The sequence below is a fragment of the Paenibacillus sp. BR2-3 genome, from assembly GCF_046529485.1.
In the GTDB taxonomy this organism is placed as follows: Bacteria; Bacillota; Bacilli; order Paenibacillales; family Paenibacillaceae; genus Paenibacillus_AQ.
In genome coordinates, this window is sequence record NZ_CP126311.1 from 1,909,144 (window position 1) to 1,935,764 (window position 26,621).

At 47.5% G+C, this 26,621-nt stretch carries 25 protein-coding genes and 1 pseudogene; 24 read left to right on the plus strand and 2 right to left on the minus strand.

Translation table 11 applies throughout. The annotated features are described in order from the left end of the window. The first annotated feature begins 1 nt into the window (after nucleotide 1). The 9 genes and pseudogenes from PaeBR_RS08980 to PaeBR_RS09020 all read left to right on the plus strand — a co-directional run bounded on the left by PaeBR_RS08980 (nucleotide 2) and on the right by PaeBR_RS09020 (nucleotide 9,204). On the plus strand, nucleotides 2-661 hold the full coding sequence (locus PaeBR_RS08980; RefSeq protein WP_410514493.1) for a TerC family protein: 660 nt from the start codon (nucleotides 2-4) through the stop codon (nucleotides 659-661). Between the two features lie 175 nt (nucleotides 662-836). Beyond that, nucleotides 837-1,349: a hypothetical protein gene (locus PaeBR_RS08985; RefSeq protein WP_410514494.1), complete on the plus strand. Its 513-nt coding sequence runs from the start codon at nucleotides 837-839 to the stop codon at nucleotides 1,347-1,349. A 187-nt stretch (nucleotides 1,350-1,536) separates the two neighbouring features. Further along, on the plus strand, nucleotides 1,537-3,378 hold the full coding sequence (typA, locus tag PaeBR_RS08990) for a translational GTPase TypA (protein WP_410514495.1): 1,842 nt from the start codon (nucleotides 1,537-1,539) through the stop codon (nucleotides 3,376-3,378). 130 nt (nucleotides 3,379-3,508) lie between these two features. Then, nucleotides 3,509-3,805 carry a YlaH-like family protein gene (locus PaeBR_RS08995; RefSeq protein WP_410514496.1) on the plus strand — a complete coding sequence of 99 codons (297 nt, stop codon included), beginning with the start codon at nucleotides 3,509-3,511 and terminating at the stop codon, nucleotides 3,803-3,805. A gap of 48 nt (nucleotides 3,806-3,853) precedes the next feature. After that, nucleotides 3,854-4,894 (plus strand): LCP family protein, encoded by a 1,041-nt coding sequence (locus tag PaeBR_RS09000; protein ID WP_410514497.1) that lies wholly within the window; start codon nucleotides 3,854-3,856, stop codon nucleotides 4,892-4,894. Nucleotides 4,895-4,996: 102 nt separating this feature from the next. Then, nucleotides 4,997-5,449 (plus strand): pyridoxamine 5'-phosphate oxidase family protein, encoded by a 453-nt coding sequence (locus PaeBR_RS09005; protein ID WP_410514498.1) that lies wholly within the window; start codon nucleotides 4,997-4,999, stop codon nucleotides 5,447-5,449. 169 nt (nucleotides 5,450-5,618) lie between these two features. Further along, nucleotides 5,619-6,950: a PhoH family protein gene (locus PaeBR_RS09010; RefSeq protein ID WP_410514499.1), complete on the plus strand. Its 1,332-nt coding sequence runs from the start codon at nucleotides 5,619-5,621 to the stop codon at nucleotides 6,948-6,950. A gap of 218 nt (nucleotides 6,951-7,168) precedes the next feature. Next, nucleotides 7,169-7,507 (plus strand): annotated as a pseudogene (locus PaeBR_RS09015) (transposase). Nucleotides 7,508-7,989: 482 nt separating this feature from the next. Further along, nucleotides 7,990-9,204 (plus strand): ABC transporter substrate-binding protein, encoded by a 1,215-nt coding sequence (locus PaeBR_RS09020; protein ID WP_410514500.1) that lies wholly within the window; start codon nucleotides 7,990-7,992, stop codon nucleotides 9,202-9,204. 42 nt (nucleotides 9,205-9,246) lie between these two features. Here the strand turns inward: PaeBR_RS09020 and PaeBR_RS09025 are convergent, their stop codons facing one another. Next, nucleotides 9,247-10,383 (minus strand): coiled-coil domain-containing protein, encoded by a 1,137-nt coding sequence (locus tag PaeBR_RS09025; protein WP_410514501.1) that lies wholly within the window; start codon nucleotides 10,381-10,383, stop codon nucleotides 9,247-9,249. Between the two features lie 174 nt (nucleotides 10,384-10,557). Next, a complete protein-coding gene (locus PaeBR_RS09030) occupies nucleotides 10,558-10,794 on the minus strand; it encodes a DUF2626 domain-containing protein (protein ID WP_307586003.1) in 237 nt (78 codons plus the stop codon). 129 nt (nucleotides 10,795-10,923) lie between these two features. Between PaeBR_RS09030 and PaeBR_RS09035 the strand changes: the two genes are divergently transcribed. The 15 genes from PaeBR_RS09035 to PaeBR_RS09105 all read left to right on the plus strand — a co-directional run bounded on the left by PaeBR_RS09035 (nucleotide 10,924) and on the right by PaeBR_RS09105 (nucleotide 26,565). Beyond that, complete coding sequence (locus tag PaeBR_RS09035; protein ID WP_410514502.1) at nucleotides 10,924-11,142, plus strand: hypothetical protein; 219 nt, start codon at nucleotides 10,924-10,926, stop codon at nucleotides 11,140-11,142. Continuing rightward, nucleotides 11,139-11,789: an RsfA family transcriptional regulator gene (locus tag PaeBR_RS09040; RefSeq protein ID WP_410514503.1), complete on the plus strand. Its 651-nt coding sequence runs from the start codon at nucleotides 11,139-11,141 to the stop codon at nucleotides 11,787-11,789. Before PaeBR_RS09035 ends, PaeBR_RS09040 begins: the two co-directional genes overlap by 4 nt. Nucleotides 11,790-11,919: 130 nt before the next feature. Continuing rightward, nucleotides 11,920-12,876, plus strand: coding sequence for a ketopantoate reductase family protein (locus PaeBR_RS09045; RefSeq protein ID WP_410514504.1), 957 nt, complete (start codon nucleotides 11,920-11,922; stop codon nucleotides 12,874-12,876). A gap of 5 nt (nucleotides 12,877-12,881) precedes the next feature. Continuing rightward, entirely contained in the window at nucleotides 12,882-13,268 is a 387-nt protein-coding gene (locus PaeBR_RS09050; RefSeq protein WP_410514505.1) for a DUF3397 domain-containing protein, read from the plus strand. A gap of 150 nt (nucleotides 13,269-13,418) precedes the next feature. Continuing rightward, nucleotides 13,419-15,131, plus strand: a complete 1,713-nt coding sequence (locus tag PaeBR_RS09055; RefSeq protein WP_410514506.1) for a peptide ABC transporter substrate-binding protein — start codon at nucleotides 13,419-13,421, stop codon at nucleotides 15,129-15,131. A 170-nt stretch (nucleotides 15,132-15,301) separates the two neighbouring features. Further along, nucleotides 15,302-16,234: an ABC transporter permease gene (locus PaeBR_RS09060; RefSeq protein ID WP_410514507.1), complete on the plus strand. Its 933-nt coding sequence runs from the start codon at nucleotides 15,302-15,304 to the stop codon at nucleotides 16,232-16,234. A 3-nt stretch (nucleotides 16,235-16,237) separates the two neighbouring features. Continuing rightward, nucleotides 16,238-17,185, plus strand: coding sequence for an ABC transporter permease (locus tag PaeBR_RS09065; protein ID WP_410514508.1), 948 nt, complete (start codon nucleotides 16,238-16,240; stop codon nucleotides 17,183-17,185). 14 nt (nucleotides 17,186-17,199) lie between these two features. After that, nucleotides 17,200-18,195 (plus strand): ABC transporter ATP-binding protein, encoded by a 996-nt coding sequence (locus PaeBR_RS09070; protein WP_410514509.1) that lies wholly within the window; start codon nucleotides 17,200-17,202, stop codon nucleotides 18,193-18,195. Further along, nucleotides 18,192-19,112, plus strand: coding sequence for an ABC transporter ATP-binding protein (locus PaeBR_RS09075; RefSeq protein WP_410514510.1), 921 nt, complete (start codon nucleotides 18,192-18,194; stop codon nucleotides 19,110-19,112). The genes PaeBR_RS09070 and PaeBR_RS09075 overlap by 4 nt, the downstream gene beginning before the upstream one ends. Before the next feature lie 156 nt (nucleotides 19,113-19,268). Continuing rightward, a complete protein-coding gene (gene bshC / locus PaeBR_RS09080; RefSeq protein ID WP_410514511.1) occupies nucleotides 19,269-20,900 on the plus strand; it encodes a bacillithiol biosynthesis cysteine-adding enzyme BshC in 1,632 nt (543 codons plus the stop codon). A 40-nt stretch (nucleotides 20,901-20,940) separates the two neighbouring features. Further along, on the plus strand, nucleotides 20,941-22,212 hold the full coding sequence (locus PaeBR_RS09085) for an adenosylhomocysteinase (RefSeq protein ID WP_410514512.1): 1,272 nt from the start codon (nucleotides 20,941-20,943) through the stop codon (nucleotides 22,210-22,212). Between the two features lie 232 nt (nucleotides 22,213-22,444). After that, entirely contained in the window at nucleotides 22,445-22,882 is a 438-nt protein-coding gene (gene mraZ / locus PaeBR_RS09090; protein WP_410514513.1) for a division/cell wall cluster transcriptional repressor MraZ, read from the plus strand. Nucleotides 22,883-22,927: 45 nt separating this feature from the next. Beyond that, entirely contained in the window at nucleotides 22,928-23,881 is a 954-nt protein-coding gene (rsmH, locus tag PaeBR_RS09095) for a 16S rRNA (cytosine(1402)-N(4))-methyltransferase RsmH (protein WP_410514514.1), read from the plus strand. Nucleotides 23,882-23,904: 23 nt separating this feature from the next. Continuing rightward, nucleotides 23,905-24,303 (plus strand): hypothetical protein, encoded by a 399-nt coding sequence (locus PaeBR_RS09100; RefSeq protein ID WP_410514515.1) that lies wholly within the window; start codon nucleotides 23,905-23,907, stop codon nucleotides 24,301-24,303. 42 nt (nucleotides 24,304-24,345) lie between these two features. Next, the gene (locus PaeBR_RS09105) at nucleotides 24,346-26,565 is read left to right on the plus strand and encodes a penicillin-binding transpeptidase domain-containing protein (RefSeq protein WP_410514516.1); all 2,220 of its coding nucleotides are present in this window, start codon (nucleotides 24,346-24,348) and stop codon (nucleotides 26,563-26,565) included. Nucleotides 26,566-26,621: the final 56 nt, after the last annotated feature.

Consider the following 26,621-nt stretch of genomic DNA (forward strand, 5'->3'; position numbering starts at 1 on the left):
AATGGATTCGATATGGCTGCTTGTAGAAATATTGATGGTCAATCTTGTGCTAAGCGGCGATAACGCTATGGTAATCGCCCTTGCCAGTAAAAACCTTCCAGAGAAGCACCGGAAGACCGCGGTATGGTGGGGAGCAGCCGGAGCGGTTATTTTGCGCTGCCTGCTTACTTTTGCCGCAGTTTTGCTGCTGCAGATTCCTTACATTCAAGCAGGTGGAGGCTTATTGCTGCTGTGGATATCCTTTAAGCTGCTGCTGGAGGAAGAAGAAGACCTCAGAGTGGAAGAGGGCTATACAGTCGGGAGGGCAATACGCACCATTCTGGTAGCTGATTTCATTATGAGTCTGGACAATGTTCTGGCTATTGCGGGGCTGGCGAAGGGTAATCTGGCTCTGATCGTGGTCGGGATCGCAATGAGTATTCCGATTGTGGTCTGGGGGAGCAGCATTATCGTAAGCTGGCTGCACCGTTTTCCGTTTCTCGTATTTATCGGGGCCTATATCCTGGCCTTTACTGCCGGCGAGATGCTGCTTCATGATGCCAAGCTGGGCGCGGCTCTGTCCTTCTTACTGCCGACGCTGCATTCCATCCTTCCAATCGTATTCGGTGTAACTGTAGTTGTGGCAGGGGGCATTAAACAGCGTCTGCGATCAGCCAAATAGCGATTATTCATGGATTAGGGGCGGATGCTCTCCATCATTGGGGGAGTGTCCGTTTTTTTGTTACGAAGCACACAGGACGCTGGCAGAGAATGATGGTGTTTTGTTATATTTTCAGATAAAATAAAAAGAGAATCCTGTCGCATTAAAAGTTGAATCTTGAAGGGATGGGTGAAAGATGTCTTCCAAAAACGATCTGAAGCTCGGTTTGTTCATCGCCGCTGCCGGCATCGTAATTTTATTCGGTAAATTGGGAGTATTCGGCTTCTTAGGCCGCAATCTATGGCCGCTTGTGCTGCTGCTTCCAGGCCTATTCCTGCATGTGCTGTTCTTTAACCGCCGTGCTTCTGCATCGGTGCTCATACCTGCCGGTATTTTGACGGTATATGGCTTGCTGTTTGGCTTCTGCAATACCTGGGGCTGGGGATTGATGAAATACTTATGGCCTGTATTACTGCTCGGTTTGGCGGTGGGCTTGTACGAATATTCGCTGTATACTTCGCCGCGTACGGCAGGGTTATCCGGCACTGCTGTAATCTTGGGATTGCTAAGTATCGTGCTGCTGATTTTCAGTTGGCTTGGGACAGGAGCGCTGTATTTGCTGGGTGCGATTCTGATTGCTGCGGGTGTCTGGCTCATTACTGGAACAGGCAAATCGCGGAACCGGAATAAATGGAACCGAGGCTGGTAAAAATAAATATCAAGCCGGAAACTGTTTTTTCATAAAAAGACTTGCTTTTCATGGTGCTTTCACTTTAATATTAAGGATATGTTGAAGCGTCGGCTTTCTGCCAGGCGCTTCTTTTGTGAGACTGCCCAGACTTGCTATAAATTTAAACATTTTTAATTTGATAAATGAGAGGATTTGGATACAAATCATGCATTCAAGAAAAGATATCCGCAACATTGCGATCATTGCCCACGTTGACCACGGCAAAACGACACTCGTCGATCAGCTTCTGCAGCAGTCGGGGATTTTCCGAGAGCACGAAACCATGCAGGAACGTGCTATGGACTCCAACGATCTGGAGCGGGAACGCGGTATTACGATCCTAGCTAAAAATACAGCCATTACCTATAAAGAATTCCTGATTAACATTGTAGATACCCCGGGACACGCTGACTTTGGCGGCGAAGTAGAACGGATTATGAAGATGGTTGACGGCGTACTTCTGGTCGTCGATGCTTATGAAGGCTGCATGCCGCAAACGAAATTCGTTTTGCGCAAGGCACTCGAACAGCACCTGACACCTATCGTTGTCGTGAACAAAATTGACCGTCCGGCTGCACGTCCGAAGGAAGTCATTGATGAAGTTCTGGATCTGTTCATTGAGCTTGAAGCAAGTGACGATCAGCTGGAATTCCCGGTTGTTTATGCATCCGCCCTTAACGGCACATCCAGCATGGACCCTGAGAAGCAGGATGACAACATGCTTGCGCTCTATGAGACCATTACCGAGCATATCCCGGCTCCGACGGAAAATGTCGAAGAACCGCTTCAGTTCCTCGTGACATTGATGGATTATAACGAGTACCTGGGACGTATCGCTATCGGCCGTGTAAACCGTGGCGTGATCCGTCAAGGTCAATCTGTAACAGTAATTATGCGTGACGGAAAGCACAAGACGGCGCGGATCGAGAAGCTGTTCGGGTTCCAAGGCCTGAAACGTGTAGAAACCGAAGAAGCGGGCGCAGGCGACATCGTTGCTATCGCCGGTATCAAGGATATCAACATTGGTGAGACCATTGCTGATCCTCAGCATCCTGAAGCGCTGCCTGTCCTGAAGATTGACGAGCCAACCATGCAAATGACGTTCCTTGTAAATAACAGCCCTTTCGCAGGTAAAGAAGGCAAATGGGTTACTTCGCGCAAACTGCGCGAACGTCTGTTCAAAGAGCTGGAGACCGACGTCAGCTTGCGTGTAGATGAAACAGACAGCCCGGATGCATTTATCGTTTCCGGACGCGGTGAGCTTCACCTGGGTATTCTGATCGAGAACATGCGCCGTGAAGGTTATGAAATGCAGGTGTCCAAACCTGAAGTTATCGTCAAAGAAATTGATGGTGCCAAAATGGAGCCGCTGGAGCGCCTCTTGATTGATGTTCCGGATGAAAGCATGGGCGCCGTTATGGAGAGCCTGGGCAGCCGTAAAGCGGAAATGGTCAATATGGTGAATACAGGTACGGGTCAAGTTCGTCTGGAGTTCCTGATTCCTGCACGCGGTTTGATCGGTTACAATACGCACTTCCTGACTCTGACACGCGGTTACGGTGTTATGAACCATGCCTTTGACAGCTATGCTCCACTGATCGGCGGTCAAGTAGGCGGACGTCATCAAGGCGTTCTTGTATCGAGTGAAACGGGATCTTCCACATTCTACGGAATGATGGGTGTAGAGGATCGCGGTATTCTCTTCCTGGAGCCGGGCACAGATATTTACGAAGGCATGATCGTGGGCGAGCATACGCGTGACAACGATATCGTTGTTAACATTTGTAAGGAAAAGGCACTTACAAACGTTCGTTCCGCAACCAAGGATGAAACTGTAAAAATGAAAACGCCACGGATGTTCTCTCTGGAACAGGCGCTTGAATATTTGAATGACGATGAATATTGCGAAATCACCCCTAAATCCGTCCGCCTGCGCAAAAAGGTCCTGAATAAGGGCGAACGCGAGCGTGTGGAAAAACAGCGTAAAGCGGCGCAAGCCAGCATGTAAGTTCGTAATCAATAACTTGAATCAGCCGCCGGATGCATTCCGGCGGCTGATTTTTTTAGACGTTAAGGTGAAAAAAGATGACTGATGGTATAATGTAAGCAATAATATATACAGAAGGAGTGACTGAGCTATGCAGGTCTGGTTTGCTGAGCATCCCGTTATCGCCTACATTGTTATATTTATTTTGCTTACTTATGTGTATAACCGGGTATTCCGTGTCAATCAAAAGCTGCCCATCGGCAAAGAGATTGTACTCTACATCATGATGGCCATCGGCTCCGGTATGCTCCTTATATTCCAACATGACAAGCTGCCGATTATACAGTGTTTACTCGTTGCAGTAGGCCTCATGCTGCTTGTGCGGGTCCGTTATATCGTGGAAGCAAGACAGAAGAGGAAGGCAGCCGCATTAGCGAAAAGGCAGTAATACACATGTTCTAAAATTCTAATTGAAATGAAGAGGACTTATTCCATTATGAGTATACGTAACAGCAGTTTACCTCCCAGATCCCTTCCCAAGAAGCCGAAAAGGAATAACAAGAAGGGCTTTTTTGCCCGGTTGGGAAAGGCTATATTCATTATCTTTATCATTGCGGTGCTCGTAGTGGGCGGCTATCTTACCTACCTGTATGTGAAGCTTGATCAGGGTGTGCTGGATACCGGTGTTGACAAGCCGGTGGCTCCGGAGCAATCCGCTAAGGTCAAACCGCTGACGATGCTGCTTTTGGGTACAGACAACAGGCCGAAGCACGTGTCTTATTTAACAGATGTCATTATGGTCGTGTCGCTTAACCCGGTTACTAACTCGGCTACCATTGTTTCACTTCCGCGTGATTCTTATCTTGAGTTGGACGGGTATAAGAAAGATAAGATTAACGCCTACTATTCGCGATTTAAGAAAAAGGAAAAAACCTCCGGTATTTCGGCCGAGGATGAAATGAAAACGATGATGGGTAAATATTTGGACGTTGATGTGGATTATGTAACCATTCTGGATTTCCAGGCCTTCCGTGATGTCGTGGATGCGCTGAACGGAGTAAACGTAAATATCAGCGCCGATATGTGTTATACGGACAGCGTTGACGGGACGGATATCAACCTGAAGGAGGGTCCGGCGAAGCTGGGTGGCGATGAAGCACTCGATTATGTCCGGTACCGCAAATCCAACTGCGTGCCGAAGACAAAAGGTTCAGACGATTTTGACCGCAACAAGCGCCAGAGCGAGGTTCTGCACTCCATGATTGATAAAATGCAGTCCCTTGGGGGCGTAGCCAAGCTCGGCAGCATCCTGGATGCTGTGAACAATAACATGAAGACGGATATCGAACGCGACCAGCTCAAAAATATGATGACCGAGTACTATAAAATTTCCAAGGAGGATGTTGAATTTAAACCGGTGACAGGAACATGGCGCAGCCCCTATGTATATATTAACGAGGAAGAGCTTGATGCTGCCAAGCAGAGTCTTCAGGACCGGCTTGCTGAAGTATCCCCGGCTCCCTCGGACAGCCCTTGATGTAATTGAGGGCTCTTCTTTAAAATTGAATGCAAGTTTCAACCTATGTTATAATACAATTAATTAATTGAATGCATTCATGTCGCAAGGGGGTCTGCTCTTATGTCTGAATCCTTTTCTCTGCTTAACGAATCGCTGCTAACGATGCTGCAATCGGAAACCTTTGTTCTCCTGAATACCGTTGACGCGGAAACTGGCGGGCCAACATCCACTGCTATCTCTTGGATTTATGCGGTGAGTCCTTCCATTGTTCGTCTTGCTGTCGATCATCGCTCCAGACTTGTAAATAATATGAAGGTTAATCCGCTTGTTACTGTGACTGTCTTTGGAGAAGGGACGGTTCATGCTATCAACGGGCATGCTGTTGTACAGCAGGATCCGCTCCTGGATGTGCCCTTTAAAATGTGTTGTTTTGATATTGAAATTGAAGCGGTGCGTAATGCACTTTTTTACGGAGCGCAGCTTGACTCCGCCCCTCGATATGCGAAAGTCTACGACCAGCGTGCGGCAGACAAGCTGGATGGACAAGTGTTTGCTGCCATGAGAAAAGCCTAGTGAGATGATCACTGGGCTTTTTTTGACCAAAAAGCATTGCAGATTGTTGATTCCGAGGAGAGGGTGATGTCTCTTTATTAACGATACCGCAGCTTGTCGGCAGCAGCAGTACCAGCAATAGACACATTGGTTTCGTATCAATCAAACCAGGCGCTGTGGAGGGGATAACATGAAAAAGATATTTGTACTAGACACCAACGTGCTATTGCACGACCCCAATTCGATTTTTGCTTTCAAGGAGAATGAGGTCATTATTCCTGCGATTGTACTGGAAGAAATAGACTCCAAGAAGCGCAATGCCGATGAAATTGGCCGCAACGCCCGTACTGTGTCCCGTCTGCTGGATGGACTCCGTGAGCTGGGCCACCTCCATAGCGGGGTGGAGCTTGAGCATGGAGGGATGCTTAAGGTAGAGCTCAACCATCGCAGTTTCTTGAAGATGCAGGAAATGTTCGGCGAGGTGTCTAACGACAACCGGATATTAGCTGTAGCTCTCAATTATCTGAATGAGGAGAAGGAAAAAGCCGAGCCGCGTCCAGTGGTACTCGTAAGTAAAGATGTGCTTGTCCGGATCAAGGCAGATGTGCTGGGCATTACCCCGGAGGATTTTCTATCTGACCGTACCGGAGATCTTAATGAGCTGTATGCAGGTTATCAGTCGTTAATGGTGCATCCATCCTTAATTGATGAATACTACAGCAACCGTTCCCTATCTGTTAAACAGCTGGCATTGTCATACTCTTTGTATCCGCATGAGTTTATTATTCTAAAGGACGAGATAGGCAGCACTAAATCAGCGCTGCTCAAAGTGAATAGTGATGCCACACGCTTGGAGCCTTTATACCTGGGCAACGACGCTGTATGGGGGATCAGCGCCCGCAACGCGCAACAACGAATGGCGCTGGAGCTCCTGCTCAATGACGATATTCCTTTGGTGACCATTACCGGTAAAGCCGGAACAGGAAAGACACTGCTCGCCCTGGCGGCCGGACTGTTCAAGGTGGAGGATGAACACAAATATAAAAAGCTGCTTATTGCCCGGCCTGTAGTCCCGATGGGCAAGGATATCGGATATTTGCCGGGGGAAAAGGATGAAAAACTCCGGCCGTGGATGCAGCCGATTTACGATAACCTGGAATATTTATTTGATACTAAAAAAGCCGGTGATATCGACAAAATATTGATGGGCCTGGGCAGTATCCAGGTTGAAGCGCTGACCTACATCCGCGGGCGTTCCATTCCAGGCCAGTTCATTATTATTGATGAGGCGCAGAACTTGTCACGCCATGAGGTGAAGACCATTGTCTCCCGGGCCGGTGAAGGAAGTAAAGTCATTCTTATGGGTGATCCGGAGCAAATTGACCATCCTTATCTCGATGCTGCCAGCAACGGACTGAGCTATATCGTTGAAAAGTTCAAACAGCAGGGCATCAGCGGACATATTACACTGGAGAAAGGCGAACGTTCCCGTCTGGCTCAATTGGCTGCTGATTTGTTGTAAATGAAAGAACCTGTCTTATATGAATTTCGGATGAGGGTGTCCCAAAAGCCATGTAAATGGCTAGGGACACCCTCGTTGTTTTTGGAGTAGGATTACGGTCGTGGTTTATAGTTTCTACAATCCTTCTAAAATCACAAAAAAAGAAACCGTCCTTTGGTAAAATGGAAGTACCACCAACCATCCTAAAAGGAGCAATTCCTTTGTACATTCAATATACCATGGACCAACTTTACCTAACGTGTACGGCCGGAACAAAGCTTCATTTTTGCTATGAGAGTAAGAAAACATTAGATATTGGATATGAACTCCGGCAACGCCATTACCGCAGTACCGGCTGCCAGGACTGTCCGCTGAAGGCCAGTTGTACAAAGGCTGCTGGAGATCGAGAAGTCCCCGTGAGCCTAAAAGGGTTGGGGTATAAACATCAGGTTCGGGAGCTTCTCTAAAGTGAAGAGGGTTATCGGTTGGCGGTTCGCCGGATGATCGAGCCGGAGAGTGTATTTGGACAACTGAAGAACAACCAGGGATTCCGGCGATTTCTGCTTCGCGGCATGTAGAAAGTGACGCTTGAGGTCGGGTGGCTTTCACTTGCCCATTAATTTATTGAAGCAAGCCGCCAATGATCAAAAACACAAAGCAGCGATTCTCCAGTAACGGGAGAATCGCCGCTCTGTCTCTTTCAAGAAAAAAACCACTTTCAAGACGGCTCTATCTAAAAATCAGAGGTTGACTTTACGCGCGAACACAGCGAAGGGCCCTACGGGATTCTGGAGAAACGATAGTGTTCGCCTTTAAAGCCCGATTTCAACCTATGATCACCTTACAATCAAGAAATCGGGCTTTAACAGCGATCGGAAGAACCCTCCGAACCCGTAGCGGCTTGATTTACGAACGGTCAACCTCTGATTTTGGTTTTGAGCCTTCAAGACATCCCCTTTTTTATATATTAGGGAAAGAGAGCGTTTTCATCAGGGCTGACAAATGGGTAAAAGGTTGGTAGAATGATGGAGGATAAGTTCCGGCCTAGAGGGGGAGAATCGTGCTGAAACGTAAAAATTATTGGCTACTGTTCGCAATTTTACTGCTATCGCTGACAAGTCTCTCACCCAGTCTGGAGCTAAAAACAAGTGACGGTCCTCGCCTCAGGAGTAATCCCGAGAATCAGTCCGCCCTGCCTTCCTCCGGAGAAAAGGGCAATGTGGGCCCGTTGCGCATTACAGTTTCACTTAGTGATGCAGAGTTTCGGGAGCTGCAGTTCATCAGTGGACGGTACACCTTATCCAGCGGGGTTAGGGTGGAGTTGATTAATAGGGATAGTGACAGTTCGCATGCGACGCTTCTTAACGATTTAACGGTTGGTGACAGCCCTGATATTATCATGACGGATGGAAGGAACATCCTGGATTTGGCTACCCGGGGATACTTGCTTCCGGTTGACGTATATCAAAGAACTCCGGGCAGCACACCGCTTACCGGACTGATCCCTCTGCTGCAATGGAATGGATACGACTGGGGAGTACCGCTTGATATAGATCCCTATGTTTTTGTATATTCTCCGGAAAGACTCGCTGAATTGGGGATTGAAAAACTTCCGAGAAGCCTGGAGGAATGGAGCAGTCTGCTGCAAAATGTCCGTAAAACAAAAGGGAAATCTTTACTGGCGCTGGATACGCGCAATCCATACGGATATTCAGCATTCCTGAAAAGTGTCGGGAGTCATTTGCTGTCAGAGGATAGTGCACCGCTCGAATGGACACAGGAAGCCCGCAGTGATTTCTATTTGACGAGCAGGTACAACGAGGATGTCTGGGACATGCTTCAGGAAGGCACACTCACCGTTGCTGCTCTTCCGCTCTCGGAGTGGCAGACCCATGGTAGTGCTAATCTGGCTGTCGAAGCACCGCTCATTGAAAGCAATGATAATGGACTTGATTCATTGGAGAGTCGCTGCTTTGCGGTTTCGGCACAATCCCTTTACCCGGAGGAAGCAGTCAATTGGTTATCTTATATCACTTCCCGACCAGCCCAGCTGGAATGGCTGGAGCTTACGGGACGGTTACCGGCACTGGATGAGCTGTACAGATCAGGGCTGCCAGGAATGGACCCGCTGCCCTTCAGGGCGGATATACTGTTAACAGACGATACCGCCCCGGTTGAACAAACCAAAGGCGGCTGGAGTAAAGTTTCTGCTGCGGTAGCTTCACTGCTTACAAGCAAGATGGACGCTGCCGGCTATAAGAAGGCATTGCAATAAGATCCGATACTGTGAAGGTCGATGAACCGGGGGCTTCATCTGCTAAAACGAAATGGAAAGCGTAACATGAAGCACGCCATCCTTGCTTTCCACCTCCGTAGCGTGAAGAAAGGAAACGATTTTCTCCGGGTAGAACCCGAGATCAAATTCTTCCTTCAGTGCTTCCCGAGTCGTATCCGGAAGTTCCAGGCCATTAAAAATAACGTTATCAACATTGAACATTAGGCCGTTGTCAGGTTCCTTCTGAATCGAATAATGCCCTTTTAATATAAGTGATAAATTTCCGCTCTTTCCGGATGCGGTCACGCCATTCTCATTGAATTGAAAGGCAAAATCTTTGAAGAGCTGGTTTTTGGAGCGCAGAAATTCATTTATATCCTCTTCTTTCAGCCTGAGGTGATAGGTCATCCCGCGCCGTTCCAGCACTCCCTCCCGGTTTTGGACAAACGCCGGCAAATCCTTCATCGCTGCTGAAAGTGCTTTAAAGTAGATTTTAACCTCGTGAAGACCGATATTCTCCCAATATTGCGTAAATTCCTCCAGCAGTGCTCCCATGCGGCCGGGATCGGTGCTTTCTCCTATCCCGCTCTTAATTTCCTTGTTGAGAGCAGCTACCCGAATCTTCTGCTCCTCCATAGTCCTTTTTAACTCCGCTAATTCCCTGGAACTGCGTTCTGCTGATTGAATCGTTGCTTCTAAATCCTTATATTCAGCTTCGTACTGGGACAGAATCTCATGATCCCGGCCGATAGTCATCTCATAATAATCGAATAGAATAAACAACCTGCTTATGCTTTTTGCAGAAAGGAAGGCTGTCAGCAATCCATCTCTGTCTCCCATATAATAAGAACGCACGATAGCGCCGGCACGTTCCTGTTTGTCCGCAATGGCGGTTTTCTTCTCGGCAGCCTGTATATTCAGAAGCGCAACCTTTTTTTCAAGAGTTACCTGATCTGCTTGAATACGGGTGATTTCCCGGTCGATCTCAGACACGGACAACGTTTTTTGCAGCAGCTCCCGGGTTTCTTCATTATCCGGCATATCAAGAGAAAGTGAAGGGGGAGGGACTTCGCCGGGTTCGGCAGCCAAGGTCGGTGCTCGAAGCGGCAGGAGCAATGTACAGTATAATACGAGAAGCATGGCCGCAATCATGCGACATAGAGAACGGCGGGCAAGCACCACACCACCACCTTATTAAGATATGGAATGCAGATTGGGTATGTACTTATGATATGATAATCCCCGCGAAAATATCATAACCTGTTTCTTGCTCCCCACCTACAAAAATCGCACAAAAAAACGGAAGAACTCCTTAAGTTAAGGAATAGCCTCCGTTCCACGGGTAAAATACGTTTATAATGGAAGACCCATCTGAAAGATCGTCCAGTAGCTGAAGCCTGTGAAGGTTACGATCATGTATCCCCAGAACAAAAGGATATAGATCCTTTCTGTAAATTTCATATAACCAAGAATTACGAAAAATGCAGTTTGTAAAAAGAACAGCAAAGCCATTTCGGTCAAATCTCCGGCGAAGGCCATTAAACCGATAGCAAGTGTGAAAAAGCCCAGTACCCGAAACATGCGGTCCACGTGAGAGTCCCCCCTTTCAGTATGTATCTGACGGATTTTCCTATACTTAATTATACCCCCTGCACAAAAGAGTGTAAACGAATTCAATCAAAAAAAGAGCGGAATTATAAAATAATGTGATTTATGCAATTGACACGGTTGTCTTTGGCTGAAAAAGAGAAATTATCAGCACCTGTGTATGATCGTTACACAAAATGGAAATACAATTTAGTATCAAATAGATTCTATGAACTCTATGAGAGGCATAGGAATGGAGTAAGCAGCTTTTATCTCTATTCACTACCCGGCGGAGCTGCCGGTTATGAAGATGGTAATTTCAAGATGTTGTTAGGAGGTTTGGTTGGATGACAGCCGTTAGACAGGATGCTTGGAGTGCGGAAGATGATCTGATATTGGCAGAAGTTACCCTTCGCCATATTCGGGAAGGAAGCACACAGCTTGCCGCTTTTGAAGAGGTAGGCGAAAAAATCGGCAGAACCTCGGCAGCCTGCGGGTTCCGCTGGAACAGCTGTGTTCGAAAAAGCTATGAAGAAGCCATTGGTATTGCAAAGGGTCAGCGCCAGAAACGAAGTTATTTGAAAAAACAGCCGAATGCCAGAGGAGCGCAAGTAGCTTCTTTGATGATCGGGGACGTTGAAGAAGGATATGGCCGAAGTGAAGGTTTAACTGAAAATACGCTTTCTATTGATGCTGTTATTCGGTTCCTTAGACAATGGAAAGGTACTTTTCATGAGGCGGGACGGCAACTGAAAATGCTGGAAAGAGATTTACGGGACAAGGAAGAAGAGCTGACAGAATTACGGGTGCAGAACGAGCGCTTGTCCAAGGAAATCAATCTCGCCCAGACGGATTACCGTGTTGTCAATGACGATTATAAAGCCTTAATACAAATTATGGACCGTGCACGAAGATTGGCTTTCTTGAATGAGGAAGAAGAGGAATTAAAGACACGCTTTAAGATGGACGCTAATGGAAATCTGGAGCGTATCGAGTGAACCTTTGGCTTTTGTGAAATCCCGCAGGCGGCAGCTTCTGTGCCGTTTCAGCGGGATTTTTATTTTGCTTTTGCATGATAGGAAGGGATATACTGTAAACAAAATTGTTGAGTAACGGCAGGTGGAACACATGAAGATAGATATAATAGGTGCGGGCTCCCTGGGTATGCTTCTGGCCGGAAAACTCCTGCTTGCGGGGAACGAAATCAGGCTATGGTGCAGAGGAACAGAGCAGTGCCGGGAACTGAACCGGAAGGGACTCACGATAAGTTATGAGGATCACCGGGAGGCGCTTCAGGTCGCGGGAGATCAATTTGAAGCGTCAACGGTAACGGAATTTCCTGAGAGATACTTGCAGGAGCCGGCGGACTGGATTGTGATTATGGTCAAACAAAAAGTACTCCATACCGAGCTAAAGAGACTGCTTGCAAAGCTGCATAACCGAAGGGTACATATTATATGTTTTCAAAATGGAAGCGGTCACATGGAAATGCTGCAGGAGCTGCTGCCGGATGCGCATTTGTATGCTGCCGTAACGACGGATGCTGCAAAGGTCGTATCCCCCAGTGAAGTCATCCATGCCGGAGCAGGGAGTACGTCTATTGGAATGTGGCAAACAAGTAACGAAAACGCTGAACCGGAGGCAATCCGTTTGCTTGAAAATCTAAGATTAGCAGGATTCTCCGCCTTTCTGTCGAATGAAGTGGAAAACATGATTTACCGTAAGCTATTAATCAATGCTGTGATTAATCCGCTTACTGCGATATGGCGTACTCCTAACGGCGGACTGTTGCACTCACCGGCCCGGATGCGTTTAATGAGGGAACTCTTTGAAGAAGCTGTTGCTGTCTATACAGCTTGCGGCATCGTGTACGAAGTCAGTGCCTGGGAGGATATTCTTGACGTTTGCAGGGCTACTTCTGGAAATATTTCATCAATGCTTGCAGATGTTATTGCAGCTAGAACAACAGAAATCGGTTGGATAAATGGCAGTATTGTAGAAATGGCAGAAAGGTCCGGCGTAGCGGTACCGGGTCATCGCTGGGTTTGCAGGCTGGTAGAAGGCATGATCGCGGAGGAGGGGTGAGGCTATTGGAATTACTTCGCAATTCATTTATAGCATTAAGCGTTATTCCGGTTTTTCCTTTTTTACTCGTATATTTCATTAGTATTGCTTTAAAAAGAGACAAGAAGAAATCATTCTTGCTCGCCATGGATGTGACTACACTTTTTTTACTGCTTTCGGTATCCGCTCTATTTAATAATATATTTCAGTCAGGGTTCGGCTTTTATCTGATTTTACTTATAGTATTAATTGCAGCCGGTTTGATCGGGGGCGCACAGAACCGCCTGAAGGGAAAGGTTGACGGCAAGCGTCTGCTGCGTGCGGTGTGGAGACTCAGCTTTTTGTTCATGAGCGTAGGTTATGTACTGTTTATGTTAGTTGGACTATTCAAATACATATCACAGGTGATGTAACGTTCCATTGCTCCGGTAAAGCGTCACTGTCACAAAATTTTTAAGTTTTAAAAAAATATCGTTTTCAGAAAACATTAGTCTGGATTTTTTTGACCACTGGTTGTATAATCATAAACCATATACCACATTCTATTTAGGGGGAACTGCTAGATGAAGAAGAGTAAAAGTCTATTGCTTTTATTTGCACTAGTTCTTGTGATCGGCACAGTGCTTGCAGGCTGCGGCGGAAACAAAGCAACCAACGGCAACACAGCTAACACTGGCAACACAGCTAACACTGGCAACAATGCTAACACCGCTGGGGAAGAAAAACTGGCAGCTGACCAAACACTTAGAATTAACTTGATGTCTGAACCACCGACATTTGATCCTGCTCAGGCACAGGATAGCCAAGCTAACACTGTTCTGAAAACGATGTATGAAGGCTTGACCCGCATGAATGACGAAACGGGTAAAGAAGAGCCAGGTATTGCTGAGAAGTGGGAAATTTCCGCTGACGGTCTGGTATATACCTTCCACTTGCGTGATGCGCTTTGGAGCAATGGTGATCCTGTAACATCGGAAGATTTCGTACGCGGATGGAAAAAGGTGCTTGATCCTAACACCGATCCGACTGCTCCGTATGCTTACCAATTGTTTTACCTGAAGAATGGTGAGGAATACTACACTAAGAAAGTAACTGATTTCAGTCAAGTGGGCGTAAAAGCTGTTGACCCAAAAACCCTTGAAGTTACACTTAAAGCACCAACACCTTATTTCCTTGGATTGCTTTCCTTCTATACTTATTACCCTGTGCACAAATCCACTGAGGACAATGATAAATGGGCAACTAACAAAGATACTATGATTGTTAACGGTGCATTCACTCTAACGGAGTGGACTACCGGTCAATCCCTGCAAGTATCTAAGAATGATAAATACTGGAACAAAGATGCAATCAAATTGAGCAAAATCGATTTCTCCCTTGTAAACAGCAGTGCAACCGAACTGCTCAGCTACAAGAACGGTGAATTGGATTATGCAGGTGCACCTACTGGTGAACTTCCAACAGAACAAATCCCTATCGTAAGCAAAGAGCTTCCGAATGAATTTAACAGAAAAGGGATTGCAGCTGTATACTACTATGAATTTAACGTAACTGAGAAACCTTTCAGCAACGCTAAGATCCGTAAAGCACTGGCTATGTCCATCAACCGTCAATCGTTGATCGACAATGTAACCTTGGGCGGACAATTCCCGGCATTCGGCTTCGTGCCACAAGGTATCGCAGGCGCTGACGGTGAATATCGCACAGCAGTGAAAGACAACTACTTCACAGAGGACCTGGAGCAAGCTAAAACATTGCTTGCAGAAGGTCTGAAAGAAGAAGGTCTTGACAAGCTGCCTACTTTTGAGCTGAGCTATAACACAAGTGAAGGCCACAAGAAAATTGCTCTGGCGATTGCCGATATGTGGAAAAAAGCACTTGGAGTCGAAGTTAATACCGTTAACCAGGAATGGGCTGTATTTATCGACAACCGTCAAAACCAAAACTTCCAAGTTGCACGTGCAGGCTGGACGGCGGACTATAATGATCCAATGACATTCCTCGACATGTGGGTAACTGACGGGGGTAATAACGATACTGGTTATGCCAACCCTGAATACGACAAATTGATCAATGAGGCGAAAGCAAGCTCCGATATGGCATTGCGTCAAGAGAAGTTTGCAGCGGCTGAGAAACTGATGATTGAACAAGATATGATTCTTATTCCGCTTTACTACTACACTAACAACTCCCTGACTAAAGAGTACCTGAAAGGTGTTACTCTGGACTTCAGCGGTGCGATTGACTTGACTCGTGGTTACTTGCTCGAGCACTAGAATGAATTAACTTCAGATTTACGAACTGAATAGGTGGAAATCTGGAGTTATGATCTTACTTCGGGATATATATGTGGAATTCCATATATATCCCTTTTTTTTGTATTTCCGGATTTCACATAAAATTGCAATTGGGATGTAAAAATTTGTCGAAGGAGGTGTTGACGGGCATGGTGCGTTATGTTGCCAATAAATTTTTCTATACGCTGGTATCTTTATTTGTGTTGATTTCAGCTACGTTTTTTCTAATGAAAGCCATTCCGGGCGATCCGTTTACTGCGGAGAAGAAAGTTCCGCCGGAAATCTTACAACGTCTATATGAGCAGTACGGTTTGGACAAGCCCGTCTATGTGCAGTATTTTAAATATTTGGGGGAGATTGTCCAGGGTGATCTCGGCGTTTCGATGAAACGACTGAATCAGGATGTAACCCATTTGATCGGACAAACGTTTTCAGCGTCATTGAAGCTGGGGATCGTAGCGATTATTGTGTCAGTTATTGTCGGGGTAATACTCGGTATGCTGGCGGCCCTTTACCACCGGAAATTTATTGACAGCGCTGCAATGGTGCTGGCGGTGCTCGGGATCGCGGTTCCAAGCTTTGTTGTCGCGTCATTACTGCAGTATGTCTTTTCGTATAAGCTGGGAATATTTCACGTTATGGGCTTCAAAGGCCCGCTTGATTATGTTCTCCCGGTCGCGGCGTTATCAGCCCAGCCTATTGCATTTATTGCGCGTTTGACCCGTTCCAGTATGCTGGAAGTACTCCATGCGGACTATATCAAGACAGCCAAGGCTAAAGGTCTCAACTGGTTTACGATACTGACCCGTCACGTTCTTCGCAACGGAATTTTGCCTGTCGTAACCTATATGGGGCCTATGACGGCTAATGTTGTTACGGGATCAGTAGTTATTGAGCAGATTTTCGGTATCGGCGGGATCGGCAAGCAGTTTGTTGAAGCCATCGGTGTCCGTGATTACACCGTAATTATGGGGATTACTATTTTTTATGGTGTGCTGCTTATGACAGCTCGTTTTATTACCGATATTGCGTACGTGTTCATAGATCCGCGTATCAAACTATCCGGAGGAAAGGAGGGCTAAAGATTGGCTTCTGAACATAAATTGATTCCTTCAGGCGTGAACCTGAAACCGGAAGATTTCCGCAAAATCGGTGTAGATGAGAAAGAAGCGGAGATTATCCAGCGCGAGAGTTTGTCCGCTTGGCGCGACTCCTGGCAGCGTCTGCGCAAGAACAAGATGGCGATGACGGCACTGGGTGTTCTTTTTCTAATCGTACTGGCAGCTCTTGTTGGCCCGTATCTATCGAAATTCAATTACTATTCTAATGACCTGCTTAATACGAATAAGCCCCCTTCATCGGAACACTGGTTTGGTACGGATGATTTGGGACGCGATATGTTTGTTCGCACATGGTTCGGAGCCCGGATTTCACTCACTGTAGGTCTGGCAGCGGCGGCAATTGATTTACTCATTGGTGTTATATACGGCGGTATTATGGGTTACTTTGGCGGCCGTGTCGATAATATAATGAATAAGTTTTCTGAAATCTTGTACGCTATTCCTTACCTGCTGGTAGTTATTTTGCTCCTGGTAGTAATGGAGCCGAGCCTTGGGACGATCATTTTAGCGCTTACGATAACGGGTTGGATTAATATGTCCTGGATTGTGCGCGGTGAAATTATGCAGCTTAAGAATCGTGAGTTTGTTTTGGCCTCCCGCTCCATGGGTGCAGGCTCTGGACGTCTTTTATTCCGTCATCTATTGCCTAATGCGGTTGGTCCGATTATTGTAACGATTACTCTTTCTGTTCCGAATGCCATTTTTGCGGAAGCATTTCTGAGTTTCCTTGGGCTTGGTGTGCAGGCTCCTATAGCATCCCTCGGTTCGATGATCAGTGACGCTCTTACAGGCTGGATGTACTATCCGTGGCGTTTTCTGTTCCCGGCTATTCTTATCAGTTTAACAATGCTATCCTTTAACATTTTCGGCGATGGTCTTCGTGATGCGCTGGATCCTAAATTGAAGAAATAGGAGGTGAAAAATTGATGGAGCCAATTTTACAGGTAAAAGATTTGCATGTTTCGTTTTTTGTAAAAGGCGGAGAGGTACAGGCTGTCCGCGGTATGAATTTTGAAATAGGCAAGGGCGAAACGGTAGCGATCGTCGGTGAGTCCGGCAGTGGCAAGAGCGTTACCGCACAATCTATTATGCGGCTGATTCCTTCGCCGCCGTCCAAAGTGAAGAAAGGCGAAATTATTTTCCAGGGGCAGGACCTGCTTAAGAAAAGTATGAAGCAAATGGAAGCCATTCGCGGCAAAGATATTGGCATGATATTTCAGGACCCGATGACATCTCTTAACCCCACAATTAAGGTGGGCAAGCAAATTACAGAAGTGTTAATCAAACATCAGAAAATGTCAGCGGCCGAAGCGAAAAAGCAAGGTGTCGAGATGCTGCAGCTTGTAGGCATTAAAAATGCGGAGGCTCGCTTTAACCAATATCCCCACGAATTCTCAGGCGGTATGCGTCAACGTGTTATGATCGCGATTGCGCTGGCTTGCCGTCCGTCGCTGCTCATTGCGGATGAGCCGACAACTGCGCTTGATGTAACCATTCAGGCGCAAATCATGGAAGTCATGAAAGAAATGCAGCAAAGACTGGGTACCTCTATTATTTTGATTACCCATGACCTTGGTGTGGTTGCCGGGATGTGTGACCGTGTAATCGTAATGTACGCCGGTGAAGTCGTGGAAACCGGAACAAGATGGGAAATCTTCAAAAACCCGCAGCATCCTTATACCAAAGGCCTGCTGCGTTCCATGCCGCGCCTGGATCAAAAGAAAGGTGAGCCGCTGATTCCTATCGTCGGTACACCGCCGGATCTGATCAAGCCGCCGATTGGCTGTCCGTTCACTGCCCGTTGCAGTGAAGCAATGAGTATATGTGAGAGAATTGATCCGGACGCTACGGAATTCAGTGAGACTCACATGGCGCGTTGCTGGAATCTCCATTCAATGGCTAAGGAGGTGCAATACTCTTGACACAGAACCTGATTGAGGTTGAAGGCCTTAAAAAGTATTTCCATGTAGGCAAAGGCAAGGTATTGAGAGCAGTAGATAATATTAACTTCGCTATCCGTGAGGGCGAGACACTTGGTATGGTAGGGGAGTCCGGCTGTGGTAAAACCACCGCTGGCCGTACTGTTCTCCGTTTGTATGAGCCAACAGCGGGCAGTGTTAAATATAATGGTACTGACATTTATAAACTGTCTTCAGGTAAAATGAAGGCGATGCGCCGGGATATGCAGATGATCTTCCAGGATCCCTATGCTTCACTAAATCCGCGCTTTACGGTTCAGGATATTATTGGCGAAGCTTTGGATATCCACAACATGGCCGGAAGCCGCGCTGAACGCAAAAAACGGATTGAAGAGCTTTTGGACATGGTAGGTCTTAATCATGACCATGCAACACGTTATCCGCATGAATTCTCCGGTGGACAGCGCCAGCGGATCGGGATCGCCCGTGCGCTTGCCGTCAACCCGAAATTCATTGTATGTGATGAGCCGATCTCCGCACTGGATGTATCGATTCAAGCACAGGTCGTTAACCTGCTTAAAGAACTCCAGGGTCGCCTGGGATTGACTTATCTCTTCATCGCACATGATTTGTCCATGGTTAAGCATATCAGTGATCGTGTGGCGGTTATGTATTTGGGCAAAATGGTTGAGCTGGCTGAAAGTGAAGAGCTTTATGCAAACCCTATTCATCCTTATACCAAATCGTTGCTGTCGGCAATTCCAATTCCTGACCCGGAAATTGAAGTCAACAAGAAGCGTATTCATCTGCATGATGAGCTAGGCAGTCCGATTTATTCGGAAGGCGAGAAGACGAATGAAGAAGAGACACAGCTGGTTGAGGTTTCCAAAGGCCACTTTGTAGCTAAGGCATTTGCATAATATGAATTTTGATTAACCGCCGGAGCTTCTCCGGCGGTTTTAATTGTATGTATAAAGAGATTACTTTGACGCAGGGTTATACATTGGATACAATCATAAAGGGTTTACCCGACAGATTATACATATGACTGGTACAGGAGAATAGGAGGAAAAGCAATGAATGTGACTCCGGTTACGCTCCCGGGGGGGCAAGCGCTCGTCCGTGACTATATACAATCTTTTGAAAAGGTAGGGCATCTGTACGGAGGGGATTTCCGCAATGCAGAGAGCAGAAGCCGTCGGATGGAATGGCTGGACCGTACGGAGCATTCACGCGCTGACCGCAGGAAGGTGGCTGAGACCCTTCGAGCCTATAATGCCAAACATAATGCTCACGAAGCAGTCACTGAATCGATAGCATTGCTGGAGCAGCCGGGGACGCTTGTGATAGCCGGAGGACAGCAAAGCGGTCTTTTCACGGGGCCGCTTCTGGTTGCATACAAGGCGATGACGGCTATTTTAGCAGCAAAGGAAGCCGGGGAACGCCTCGGCCGGCCGGTTGTACCTGTTTTCTGGATCGCGGGTGAGGATCATGACTGGGATGAAGTCAATCACACCTATGTGCTTAGCCGCACAACGGAAATTACGAAGATCAAGATGGATGATCCGGAAGGTCCGCGTTCATCGGTCAGTGAAATTGCAGTGGCTGAAGAAAGCTGGATGCAGGCCGTGGACAAGCTGGATGCTCTGCTGCAGGACAGTGAATTTAAACCGCAGATCATGGAGCTGGTTCGGAACTCTTCCGATAAGTCGGCTAGCTTGAGTGATGCTTTTGCAGGGCTTATGGGCTCCCTTTTTGGCAGATTTGGTCTAATTCTGCTGGACTCAGCCGACCCCGGATTGCGCAAGGTGGAGCAGCCTTTCTTCCGCTCGTTGATCACGGAGAATGATGCTTTGGAAAAGGCCTATCTCCATTCGGCGGCCGACATTGTCTCTGGAGGCTACGAGCTGCAGGCTGATGTCACGACAGGCGCGGCTAACCTCTTTTATATTCATGAGGGTGCGCGGCTGCTGCTGATCAAGAAGGACGGAGTATTTACCGATCGCAAGGGGAAGGTATCCTTTTCCCGGGAACAATTGCTGGAGATGCTGGATGCCTATCCGGAGCGGTTTAGCAACAATGTGCTCACTCGGCCGCTTATGCAGGATTACCTTCTGCCGGTTCTGGCCACTGTACTGGGTCAAGGCGAAATGTCGTACTGGGCCATTACCCGCCAAGCCTTCGAAACGCTGGGAGGCCAGATGCCGCTAATCCTGCCGCGGATGTCTTTTACCATTGTAGAGGGTACTCTGCATAAGCATATGGACAAGTACGGGCTTGCTTTTACCGATGTAGTAAATGGACTGCGGGACAAGAAGCAGCAATGGCTGACCGCACAGGATGAACTGGAGCTAGGACAGCGTTTCGAGGACACCAAGGCGGCGTTTGCAGCATTGTACGAGCCTTTGGTGGAACAGCTCGGTTCTATCCAGGCTGGACTGCTTAAGCTGGGCAACAGCAACAAGGATAAAATATTGGAGCAAATTTCTTTCCTCCAGGGCAAAGCCCAGGATGCGATGGCCAAACAAAACGAAGCCGGTCTTCGCCACTGGGAGCGGATCGAGCTGTCGCTTATGCCGCTGGGCAAACATCAGGAGAGAGTATACAATATAGTGTATTATTTGAACCGTTATGGACAGGCCTGGCTGGATGAATTAATGGCCTTGCCTCCGGACTTCAGCGGAACGCACCGCTTGATATATATGTAATGAGTAACGCTGATCGATAAAACTTTAGGAGGTTTCATTTATGAGTTCTTTATCCAAGCAAAATAGCATCGTAGCTGATATGGCATTAGCTCCAGAAGGTCATTTGAAAATTGACTGGGTCCAGCAGCACATGCCTGTACTGAACCGGATCCGGGAGCAGTTCGAAGCCGAACAGCCGTTCAAGGGACTGAAGGTATCCATTACGCTCCACCTGGAGGCCAAGACTGCTTATTTGGCAAAGGTAGTACAAGCTGGCGGTGCGGAAGTTACAATTACAGGTTCGAACCCGCTTTCTACACAGGACGATGTATGTGCGGCGCTTGTAGAGGACGGAATCACAGTATTTGCGAAGCATAATCCTTCTCCGGAAGAGTTCAAAGCCCTCAACATTATGGCGCTGGAAAGTAAACCGGATCTGATAATTGATGACGGCGGCGATTTCGCGACACTGCTGCACTCCGAACGTCCTGATCTTATGGAGAATATCCGTGGGGGCGCCGAAGAGACAACTACCGGGATTATCCGGCTAAAGGCACTGGAAAAACAAGGGCTTCTCAAGTTTCCTATGGTTGCCGTCAACGATGCGTATTGCAAGCACCTGTTCGACAACCGATATGGAACTGGCCAATCTGCATGGGATGGTATTATTCGTACGACGAATCTTATGGTAGCAGGGAAAACGGTTGTTGTTGTCGGGTACGGGTGGTGCGGCAAAGGCGTGGCAATGCGTGCAAAAGGTCTGGGAGCAAACGTAATCGTCACCGAGGTTAATGCGATCAAGGCTGTTGAAGCGCATATGGACGGCTTCCACGTGATGCCGATGCTGGAGGCGGCCAAGCTGGGTGATTTCTTTGTTACGGTCACAGGTAACCGTTACGTGATCCGCGGTGAGCATTATGATGTCATGAAGGACGGAGCGATTCTTTGCAACGCCGGTCATTTCGATGTTGAGGTGAATAAGCCGGAATTATCGGAAAGATCCGTATCCCAGCGGACTGTCCGTAAAAATATCGAGGAGTACCAGCTGCGTGACGGACGTAAGCTCTACCTGCTGGCTGAAGGCAGACTCGTAAATTTGGGTGCGGCAGACGGGCATCCGGCTGAAATTATGGATATGACCTTTGCCCTGCAGGCTGTGTCGTTAAAATATGTGAATGACAATTACAAGAGCATTGGCGTCAAGGTGGAGAATGTTCCTTATGAACTGGATGAACAGGTTGCACGTTATAAGCTGGAGAGTATGGGGCTCGGCATTGATTCCCTGACTCCGGAACAAGTGTCTTACTTGGACAGCTGGGATTTGAACGCATAAGGATTGGCAAGTACATTAGCCCTAAACGTTATACTTACTTATATTTTAAAAAAGCCGTCCAGCCGGATGAGTTTTACTCCGGCTGAGCGGCTTTTAGTCTTCTTAACGGCTCAAAGGGTAATTTTACCTTTAAACGGAAAAAAGGTTTTTGATTTTTAATGGCGAATCTATTATGCTTAAGTGGTGAAAAGTGGGGCAAAGTGGGGAATCTGTGGTAAGGAGTGGGAAGCCGATGTTTATGGGGGAGTATCAGCATAGCATTGACGACAAGGGCCGTATTATTATACCGGCCAAGTTCCGCGATTTACTGGGAACCTCCTTCGTAGCGACTCGCGGCCTGGACTCCTGCCTTTTTGTTTATCCGATGGATGAATGGGGAATCATGGAGCAAAAGCTAAAGAGCCTGTCACTGATGAAATCTGACGCCCGCGCGTTCAGCCGCTTTTTTTTCTCAGGAGCGACAGAATGTGTTTGGGACAAGCAGGGCAGGGTAAATCTGCCGGGTAATTTGCGGCAGTATGCGAAGCTGGACAAAGACTGTGTAATTCTAGGCGTTTCGAACCGGGTGGAGATCTGGAACAAGGAGCTTTGGGATCAGTACTTCGGTCAGTCAGAAGAATCGTTCAACGAGATTGCCGAGAAATTGGTTGATTTCAATTTTGATCTATAACCATATACTTAACACTTACGAAATACTTGTCTGGAGGGCTGCGGCTTGTTTCATCACATCACGGTACTTATGGAAGAAGCGACAGAAGGGCTGCATATCAAAGAAGATGGCATTTATGTCGATTGTACGTTGGGTGGAGCGGGGCATAGTTCCTTGATTGCTTCACGGCTCAGCGGCAATGGACGGCTTATCTGTTTTGATCAGGATGACTGGGCCCTGGATAATGCAAAAGAAAAATTGGCTCCCTATGGGGAGAAGGTTGTTTTAGTTAGAACTAACTTTCGTGATCTGGAAAACGTCCTAAAGGGACTGTCCTTTGTCCCACAGCTTGACGGAATCCCACAGGTTGATGGAGTACTGTTCGATCTTGGGGTATCTTCACCTCAGTTTGACCAGGGGGACAGGGGATTCAGCTACAATCATGATGCTCCGCTGGATATGCGGATGGACCAGACTGCACTGCTTACTGCTGCAGATATTGTTAATACATGGTCGGAGCAGGAAATCGCACGGGTTCTTTTCCAGTATGGAGAAGAGAAATTTTCACGGCGGATCGCCAGTCGTATAATGGATAAAAGGGCAGTAAGTCCTATTAAAACTACAGGAGAACTTGCCGAAATTATTAAGGAAGCTATTCCGGCAGCTACACGAAGAACGGGAGGACATCCCGCTAAACGCAGCTTTCAAGGACTCCGCATTGCTGTGAATGATGAGCTTGGAGCTTTTGAAGAAGGATTGCATGGAGCTGTGCGTTGTCTGGCACCTGGGGGAAGAGTATCGGTTATTACTTTTCACTCGCTGGAGGACCGGATTTGCAAGCAGATATTGAACAGCTATGTCAGCAAATGTACTTGTCCGCCTGACTTTCCGTTATGCGTATGCGGCGGTGAAGGCACTGTTAAACTAGTCAACCGTAAACCGCTTATGCCTGGCGAAGAAGAGCTTGAAGTTAATCCACGTGCCCGTTCAGCCAAGCTGCGTATCGCAGAGAAATTGTAAATGAAGATAAAGGAGAGTCAAAAATGGCCTATACCCGCGGAAATTTAGCAGTTCAACCCAAAAGAAAAGAAGAAGTAAACCCGCTTTACCGCGAGAAGACAAAGGTAGTGACGAGACGGATGGGACTCCCGCTGCAAGAGAAGCTTCTGTATATGCTGACTCTTACAGTATTTGTCCTAGTGGCTTCAGGGCTTATTTGGCGTTATCTCCACATTTACGATTTGAACAAGCAGGGACAACAGCTGGATGTGGTCATTGCAAAAACAAATAAGCAGATTGCTACCTATCAAATGGAGAAGCAGAAGCTTGAACAACTGGTCGCCCAAAAAGCAAAAGAACTGGGTTATGTGCCAGCGGATGAGGAAAATTCAATTTATGTACCGATAAGCAGCACATCTGCTGATAACGGAGACAATAATTAATAAGGAATGCTATTGCAAAAAACTGAGGTTGTGAGGTCGCGTATGGTAAAGAGAATAAAACTTCGCACGCTTTTTATAGGGGGTTGTATTACCCTTTTTTTTCTTGTTCTGATCGTGCGGGTGTTCTTGATTCAGGTGCTTCAGGGTGATTTCTGGCAGGCAGAGGCAGCCACGCAAAGGGCGCATACTTCGACCATCAAAGCGGTGCGCGGAGCCATCTCAGACCGCAATGGCAGCATTTTGGCTAGTGACGTGCCTGCATATACCGTTGTCGTCTCGCCGCAGGTAATCCATGAGCAAGGGCTTCGGGAAGAGGTTGTGGCGCGTCTGAATGAATTATTGGGCAAGCCCGTTAATGAGCTGCAGAAATTAGTAGATGCCAAAGACGACAAGGGAGAATACCTCGAAAACCGCGAGGTTCGCAACGAGGGCTGGAAGATTGACCAGGAGCTTGCCGACAAAGTTCTGGCTTTCAGGGACGAGCTGAAAAAGAAGCATAGTATCCAGGAAACCGGGATTGGCCTTGTTAGAGAGCAGAAGCGCTACTATCCGAAGGATACTCTCGCTGCTCATATTCTGGGCTATACCGACCGGGACGGCAAAGCGATATCGGGACTTGAGGCTCTTTTTGATAATCAGCTGAAAGGCACTAACGGCGAGCTCAATTACCAGAGTGACGGTAAAGGCTACAAGCTGCCGGATGCGAAAGAGACCTATAAGCCTGTGGTGAACGGGGATAATCTCAAGCTGACGATTGACAGTACCATTCAGTACTACATCGAAGAGGCAATGAAGAAGGCTTTTGACCAATATAAGCCCAAAAGCTTGACCGTTATTGCAGCCGATCCGAACACGATGGAAATCCTGGGAATGGCCAACCTGCCGACCTTCAACCCCAATGAATATTGGGACGAGGATCAGGCTGGATTCTACAACCATGCTATTAAATCCACCTATGAGCCAGGCTCTACCTTCAAAATTGTAACACTCGCCGGTACGGTGCAGGAGAAGTTGTTCAATCCGGATGCCAAGTTTAAGTCAGGCTCCATCAAAATTAAAAATGTCAGAAATCCGCTTCATGATATCAATCGTGCCGGATGGGGCGAGATCAGCTTCCTGGAGGGAGTTAAGCGCTCCAGTAACGTAGCTTTTGTCAAGCTGGGGTACGAGATGCTGGGCAAGGAAAAGCTGGTTCAGTATATTACTGATTTTGGTTTTGGACAGAAGACGGGCATTGATATGCCTGGGGAAAGCAAGGGGATTGTAAGCCCGAAGTATGATGCGGAGTACGCTACACTGGCCTACGGGCATGGCAAGGTGCTTGTCACTCCACTCCAGCAGCTTGTTGCTGTGTCCGCTATAGCCAACGGCGGCAAGCTGATGAAACCGCAAGTCGTCAAAGAAATTACCAATCCGAATACCGGAGAGAAGACGGTTACTCAGCCTGAGGTTGTGCGTCAGGTCATTTCTGAGGAGAGCGCCAAGGAAACGGGCGAGTATCTGGAGCAGGTTGTTGCGGACCGAGTCATAGGTACCGGACGCAATGCCTACATTGAGGGTTACCGGGTGGCAGGCAAGACGGGAACAGCCATTAAAGTTGATGGCAAGGAATATGTTGAGTCCAAGGTGCTGGTCTCCTTTATCGGCTATGCACCTGTCAATGATCCGAAGATTGCCGTCATTGTGATTATTGACGAACCGAATGAAGAGGTCGGCGGCGGTAAAGCTGCAGCTCCTGTATTTAAAGAAGTTGTATCGCAGTCCCTGCAATATATGGGTGTCCCGAAACTGGCTGCCAAGAAAAGCGATACAACCAAAGAAGCTGCCGAGACCGCAGCACCGGTCCTGCGTACCACTCCTGACCTTGCCGGGAAAACGATGAAGGAAGCCAGGGAACAGCTTTTGGATGAAGGCTTTGACTTCGAGGGCGTCGGCGAGGGCGCCTCGGTGATAAGCCAATATCCCAAGGCGGGAACGGTACTCTCTTCCGGGCAGAGGATTTATCTTATCAGCCAGCAGGGCGCTGGGAAGGCCGTTCCGGATTTGCGCGGGGAATCGCTGCGTGATGCGCTGGAAATTCTAAGTTTACTGAAGGTTGATATCGGGGTAGAGGGCGAGGGGTATGTATCAGAGCAGACTGAGAGCACGGAGAACGGCAAGACTCTGGTAGCCTTGAAGCTCAAACCGCTGAATGAATACGGGGAGGAAATTCCTGTTGCACTACCGGAGGAAACTGGATTAGAGAATGACGGAGGAACGTAGGCTTGTTCTAACCCCTGTTTGTCCCGAATAGTCATGAAGGTAAGAGTTCATGTCTA